This is a genomic window from Bacteroides fragilis, assembly GCF_019583405.1.
In the GTDB taxonomy this organism is placed as follows: domain Bacteria; phylum Bacteroidota; class Bacteroidia; order Bacteroidales; family Bacteroidaceae; genus Bacteroides; species Bacteroides fragilis_B.
This window is the reverse complement of record NZ_SZUU01000004.1, coordinates 531,873-538,629: the sequence shown is the minus strand read 5'-3', so window position 1 is coordinate 538,629 and position 6,757 is coordinate 531,873. Positions and strand designations below refer to the sequence as shown.

The 6,757-nt window shown below is 42.5% G+C and carries 6 protein-coding genes; all 6 read left to right on the top strand.

Annotation, left to right across the window (positions count from 1 at the left end; genetic code table 11):
• Positions 1-276 (top strand): hypothetical protein (locus FDF36_RS12375; protein WP_409013155.1); only part of this gene is annotated, 276 nt, incomplete at its 5' end.
• Between the two features lie 969 nt (positions 277-1,245).
• Positions 1,246-1,758, top strand: a complete 513-nt coding sequence (locus tag FDF36_RS12370; RefSeq protein WP_005782541.1) for a ferritin-like domain-containing protein — start codon at positions 1,246-1,248, stop codon at positions 1,756-1,758.
• Positions 1,759-1,996: 238 nt separating this feature from the next.
• Positions 1,997-3,775: a signal peptide peptidase SppA gene (sppA, locus tag FDF36_RS12365; RefSeq protein ID WP_220391517.1), complete on the top strand. Its 1,779-nt coding sequence runs from the start codon at positions 1,997-1,999 to the stop codon at positions 3,773-3,775.
• A gap of 8 nt (positions 3,776-3,783) precedes the next feature.
• Positions 3,784-4,914 (top strand): tetraacyldisaccharide 4'-kinase, encoded by a 1,131-nt coding sequence (gene lpxK, locus FDF36_RS12360; protein WP_220391516.1) that lies wholly within the window; start codon positions 3,784-3,786, stop codon positions 4,912-4,914.
• Positions 4,853-5,662, top strand: coding sequence for a purine-nucleoside phosphorylase (locus FDF36_RS12355; protein WP_005789915.1), 810 nt, complete (start codon positions 4,853-4,855; stop codon positions 5,660-5,662). The genes lpxK and FDF36_RS12355 overlap by 62 nt, the downstream gene beginning before the upstream one ends.
• 27 nt (positions 5,663-5,689) lie before the next feature.
• On the top strand, positions 5,690-6,724 hold the full coding sequence (gene thiL / locus FDF36_RS12350) for a thiamine-phosphate kinase (protein ID WP_005789917.1): 1,035 nt from the start codon (positions 5,690-5,692) through the stop codon (positions 6,722-6,724).
• Positions 6,725-6,757 lie beyond the last annotated feature (33 nt).

Genomic DNA, 6,757 nt, shown 5'->3' with positions numbered 1-6,757 from the left:
TTGTACTACTTGTATTGTTTATCAATGTTTCAAAGAACTCTTCTTTTTAAATTCTGCTTCGTTTCAAAAGCGGGTGCAAAGGTAAAAGGTTTATTTCAAACTACCAAATGTTTTGGGAAGTTTTTTTCAATGCCCGCCTTTTATTTCCAAGCCTCTCTGTGCGAAAGGGAAAGAAGTGTCGGACAAAGACCCTCACTCTGCGAATCGGACTGCAAAGATAACGACTTTTATAATAATGATCCAAATAAAAAGGAAATTATTTTTGTTATCCGTTAAGGCAGGTCCTACGCCGTTGCAACATGTCAAAATATAAATGCTTTCCGTCTCCTGGAAAGCGGGTGCAAAAGTACGGCATTGGGAGATATAAGCCAAATATAAAAGGGTATTTTTTTGAAAAAATTTTGATTCGGAACATAAAGGGCTGAGGGAGAGGAGATTGTAAAAAAGGATTATGGGGGACGCGAAGAAAAAGAGGGAAAGGGACACATTATTATATTATATAAGGGGGAGTTTGCAGGGGACGGAAGGAAAGGATGTGTGCTGCGAAAGGGAGGGAAAGGGACGTTTCGGGGAGGAAATTGAGGAGAAAATAGGGGGTTAACGGGAGCTTGACGGGAGTTAAACAGAAAATACGACGGGGTTAAACAAAAAACCTGGTGGGAACCTTGGCGGGAGTTGAACGGAAATCAAACAGGAATCAAACAAAAATTGAACGGAAGCACGCGTTAACATTGTTAATGCGGTTGGGGAGAGATTTATTTCGAGGGCGGAAAGAACAAAGCTTTTACTTCGAAAAGACTTGTTATTTGAAAACAAAAGGCTTGATTTAACAGAGGGTTAAATCAAGTAATAGGAAGAGGAAAAACAAAAGGGGGAAAAGAATTGAGAATGAAGGAAATAGAGAGATAAGAGGGTGTTTCCTGGAAAAAGGGATAAGGGGCGGACGGAAAGGGATAGTTGCGATTAGAGCAAGTACAGAGGCAGCGGATTTTCAAAGATAAGGTTTGGAGCGGAAGCGGGAGGAATACAATTACAAAAGACAGGAGAACAGCAGGACAAGCACAAGTTCAGGAGAAAACGGTATCAAGGATTGGATCATAGATCTAAGAATCGGATATAAAAAACACGTCTTCAAATACCCCTAAAGCAAATGCCTTCCTGTTAAAATCACCCTTTCAGAAAACAAAATCCCCTACCCCATGTTACATAACCAACTTAATTTTTATAACCTAAACCAAAAGAATTATGGCTAAAGAAAGTGTAAAAATCCTGCAAGGAAAGCTCGATGTAAAAAGTTTAATTGATCAGCTGAATGCTGCATTATCTGAAGAATGGTTGGCATACTATCAATATTGGGTAGGTGCATTGGTAGTAGAAGGTGCTATGCGCGCTGATGTACAAGGGGAATTTGAAGAACATGCTGAAGAGGAGCGTCATCACGCACAATTGATTGCTGACCGAATCATCGAATTGGAAGGAGTTCCGGTACTCGATCCGAAAAAATGGTTTGAACTGGCTCGTTGTAAATACGATTCTCCAACAGCATTCGATTCTGTCAGCCTGCTAAATCAGAACGTCTCTTCCGAACGTTGCGCTATTCTCCGTTATCAGGAGATTGCTAACTTTACAAACGGTAAAGACTATACTACATGCGACATCGCAAAGCATATTTTAGCTGAAGAAGAAGAGCATGAACAAGACCTACAGGATTATCTGACTGACATTGCCAGAATGAAAGAATCGTTTCTTAAGAAATAAATATTAGTTTCTTCAGAAATAGAAAGAGGAAATATCCCATCTGAGGCTGTTTCCTCTTTTTATTGTTTATTCTCCATACAATAATCTCTTCTTTACTCTCCAGTTATACTCAAATATTCACATTTTATATGCCGCAACCGTGACAAAACAAAAAACTATGCGACTTATGGGATGAATTTCAACTCAATTATTTATCTTTGTTAGCTTTAAAAAAGCTGGCATAAAAACAATATGTACAATGAAAGATTTCTTTAAATTTACGCTTGCTACAGTGACCGGCATCGTGTTGTCGGGCATTGTTTTATTCATCATCGGAGTCGTAACGCTTGTCGGAATCATTTCGTCATCGGATACAGAAACTGTGGTAAAGAAGAATTCTGTGATGATGCTCGACTTGAAAGGTACACTGGTTGAGCGCACTCAGGAGAGTTTAGAAGGTTTACTGGGTAAATTTACCGGTGAAACGGCCGATACATACGGACTGGACGACATACTGGCTTCGATCAAAAAAGCCAAAGAAAATGATAACATAAAGGGCATTTATATACAAGCCTCATGGCTGGATGCTTCGTACGCTTCGCTACAGGCGATACGTAAAGCATTGGATGACTTTAAGGAGAGTGGCAAATTTGTCGTAGCATATAGCGACAATTATACGCAAGGACTTTATTATCTTTCGAGTGTTGCCGACAAGGTGATGCTCAACCCCAAAGGCATGATCGAATGGCGCGGACTCGCTTCAGCACCTATTTTCTATAAAGATCTATTACAGAAACTGGGAATTGAGATGCAGGTATTCAAGGTAGGTACTTACAAGTCGGCAGTGGAGCCTTTCACCGCCACAGAGATGTCTCCAGCCAACCGAGAGCAGGTTACAGCTTTCATCGGTTCTATCTGGAATCAAATATTGGATGGTGTTTCCGCTTCACGTAAAATAGGAAAAGATTCACTGAATATGTATGCTGACCGCATGCTGATGTTCTATCCGTCAGACGAAAGCGTAAAATGTGGACTGGCCGACACGCTGATTTATCAAAATGACGTACGCGACTATTTGAAAACACTTGTGAAAATCGACGAGGACGATCGCCTGCCCATCTTAGGACTCGAAGAGATGGTTAACATTAAAAAGAATGTTCCTAAAGACAAGGGTGGGAATATTCTGGCTGTATATTATGCTTCCGGTGAGATAACCGATTATGCCGGATCAGCAGCGTCTGATGAAGGTATTATAGGTAGCAAAATGATTCGTGACCTGCGTAAACTGAAAGAAGATGACGATGTAAAAGCTGTTGTATTACGCGTAAACTCTCCGGGAGGAAGTGCTTTTGCGTCCGAACAGATCTGGCATGCCGTAAAAGAGCTGAAGGCTAAGAAACCGGTCATCGTCTCGATGGGCGACTATGCCGCATCCGGTGGATATTATATCTCTTGTGCTGCCGACAGTATCATAGCCGAGCCAACCACTCTGACGGGTTCTATTGGAATCTTCGGCATGATTCCGAACGTTAAAGGATTAACCGAAAAAATCGGATTGACATATGACGTAGTAAAAACCAATCAATTCTCAGACTTCGGCAATCTGATGCGCCCGGTAAACAGCGATGAAAGAGCTTTGCTACAGATGATGATCGGCCAAGGATATGATTTATTTGTAAGTCGTTGTGCCGAAGGACGCCATATGTCTAAAGATAAAATTGAGAAAATAGCTGAAGGACGTGTATGGACCGGAGAGATGGCTAAAAAAATCGGATTGGTAGACGAATTGGGTGGAATAGGTAAAGCACTGGAGATAGCTGCACAAAAAGCCGATTTAAAAGGATACACCATTATATCCTATCCTGCCAAAAAGGATATTCTGTCTACGTTGCTTGATGTCCAACCCGGTAATTATGTAGAATCCCAAGTGCTGAAAAATCAACTGGGAGACTATTATAAAGATTTCAGCCTGCTGAAAAATATAAAAGAACGCGCCATGATTCAAGCACGCGTTCCGTTTGAACTGAATGTGAAATAGCAAACTGCATGGAAGAAAACTCTATCAAGATACATAAATGGCTATATCCTGCTTCATGGTTATATGGAGCAGGAGTAGCATTACGAAATAAACTCTTTGACTGGGGAAAACTTCAGTCAAAGAGTTTTAATGTTCCTATAATTTGTATCGGGAACATCGCAGTGGGCGGTACGGGTAAAACGCCGCACACAGAGTATCTGATAAAGTTGCTTCATGATGAATTCCAAGTGGCTGTATTAAGCCGGGGGTACAAGCGCCATACCAAAGGATTCGTACTATCAACAGCAGAAAGTGACGCCCGCAGTATTGGCGACGAGCCTTATCAAATACAATCGAAATTCTCCGATATCCGGGTAGCAGTTGACGAAGACCGCTGCCATGGCATCGAAAGGTTACTCACACTTAAAGAGCCTCCGGTCGAAGTTATCTTGTTGGACGATGCGTTTCAACATCGATACGTGAAAGCAGGACTAAATATTCTTCTGACAGATTATCACCGTCTGTTCTGCGATGACACCTTGATGCCTGCGGGACGCTTACGGGAATCTGCACAAGGCAAAAATCGGGCACAGATAGTCATCGTAACCAAATGTCCGCCGGATATCAAACCTATTGACTACAATATTATTACGAAAAGGTTGAATCTGTTCCCCTACCAGCAGTTATATTTCTCGTCTTTCCGATACGGAAACCTGTGGGCAGTCTTTCCCGACTGTGCCACTGTACAAGAGAGAAAATTATCCTCTTTACAGACAGAGGAACAGATACTGCTAATTACCGGTATTGCATCTCCCGACACGATCATCCGTGAATTGGAAATACATACACGGAACATCGACTTACTCGCTTTTAGCGACCATCATAACTTCAACCAGCGAGACTTGGCGCAAATAAAAGAGAGATTTGGTAAATTAAGAAAAGGGCAACGCCTGATTGTCACAACCGAAAAAGACGCTACACGCCTGATGTGCCATCAGGAGCTGGATGAAGGGCTGAAACCATTTATTTATGCCCTACCCATTGAAGTAGAAATATTACAAAATCAACAAGATAATTTTAACCAACACATTATTGGCTATGTTAGAGAAAATACAAGAAACGGCAGCCTTCCTGAAAGGAAAGATGCACACAAGTCCTGAAACAGCAATCATTCTGGGAACCGGACTTGGCAGTCTGGCAAACGAAATTACCGAAAAGTATGAAATAAAGTACGAAGATATTCCCAACTTTCCCGTGTCTACCGTAGAAGGGCACAGCGGTAAGCTCATTTTCGGTAAATTGGGTAATAAAGAGATTATGGCAATGCAGGGACGCTTCCATTACTACGAAGGTTACTCTATGAAAGAAGTGACTTTCCCGGTACGCGTGATGCGTGAACTGGGTATCAAAACATTGTTTGTGTCCAATGCCAGTGGTGGCACCAATCCTGAATTCGAAATCGGTGATCTGATGATTATCACTGATCATATCAACTATTTCCCCGAACATCCGTTACGTGGTAAAAACATCCCGTACGGCCCCCGTTTCCCGGATATGAGCGAGGCATACGATAAGGAACTGATCCGCAAGGCAGATGCCATTGCAGCAGAAAAAGGCATTAAAGTACAGCACGGAATATACATCGGTACACAGGGACCCACATTCGAAACACCTGCAGAATACAAACTGTTCCATATCTTAGGAGCTGATGCGGTAGGAATGTCTACTGTCCCCGAAGTGATTGTAGCCAACCACTGCGGCATCAAAGTTTTCGGCATTTCTGTCGTAACAGATCTTGGGGTAGAAGGAAAGATTGTAGAAGTATCACACGAAGAAGTTCAGAAAGCAGCCGATGCTGCCCAACCGAAGATGACCACCATCATGCGCGAACTGATAAACCGTGCATAGATACTTCCTTATCATAAAATAAGATATATGAGAACAGAGATAGCAACCTTAGGTGAATTCGGACTGATCAAGCATCTCACCGAAGGAATTAAATTAGAAAATGAATCAAGCAAATATGGAGTAGGCGACGATGCAGCCGTCCTCTCCTATCCTGCCGACAAGCAAGTATTGGTGACTACCGACCTCTTGATGGAAGGTGTACATTTCGACCTAACCTACACGCCGTTAAAGCATTTGGGATACAAATCTGCTGTGGTTAACTTCTCCGACATCTATGCGATGAATGGAACGCCCAAACAGATCACAGTTTCACTTGCTCTCTCCAAACGCTTCAGTGTGGAAGATATGGATGAATTTTACTCCGGACTCCGTCTGGCATGCCAACAATATAAAGTCGATATTGTAGGTGGTGACACCACCTCTTCTTTGACAGGGTTTGCCATCAGTATCACTTGTATTGGTGAAGCCGACAAAGATAAAGTAGTTTACCGTAATGGCGCCAAAGATACCGACTTGATCTGTGTCAGTGGCGACTTAGGTGCCGCCTATATGGGGCTGCAACTGTTAGAACGCGAAAAAGCAGTCTTTAAAGGCGAACAGGATGCTCAGCCGGATTTCTCCGGAAAAGAGTATTTGTTGGAACGACAGCTCAAACCGGAAGCCCGCAAAGACATTATTGAGAAACTGTCCGCCGCAAATATCGTTCCGACTTCTATGATGGATATCTCTGACGGACTTTCTTCGGAGCTATTGCATATATGTACTCAAAGTAAAGCAGGTTGCCGTGTCTACGAAGAGCATATCCCTATCGATTATCAAACTGCAGTTATGGCAGAAGAGTTCAATATGAACCTCACCACCTGTGCCATGAACGGTGGTGAAGATTATGAACTTCTTTTCACTGTTCCCATTGCCGATCACGAAAAAGTATCGGAAATGGAAGGTGTCCGCCTGATCGGACATATTACAAAGCCCGAATTAGGCTGCGCACTGATCACACGCGATGGTCAGGAATTCGAGTTAAAAGCTCAGGGATGGAATCCACTACAGGAAAATAAATAAAAAATTCCGAAAGAAAAGCACTGATAATAAACA

Coding starts and splice junctions, on each gene's coding strand:
- FDF36_RS12370 (WP_005782541.1), top strand. CDS start 1,246: ATGGCTAAAGAAAGTGTAAAAATCCTGCAAGGAAAGCTCGATGTAAAA.
- sppA (WP_220391517.1), top strand. CDS start 1,997: ATGAAAGATTTCTTTAAATTTACGCTTGCTACAGTGACCGGCATCGTG.
- lpxK (WP_220391516.1), top strand. CDS start 3,784: ATGGAAGAAAACTCTATCAAGATACATAAATGGCTATATCCTGCTTCA.
- FDF36_RS12355 (WP_005789915.1), top strand. CDS start 4,853: ATGTTAGAGAAAATACAAGAAACGGCAGCCTTCCTGAAAGGAAAGATG.
- thiL (WP_005789917.1), top strand. CDS start 5,690: ATGAGAACAGAGATAGCAACCTTAGGTGAATTCGGACTGATCAAGCAT.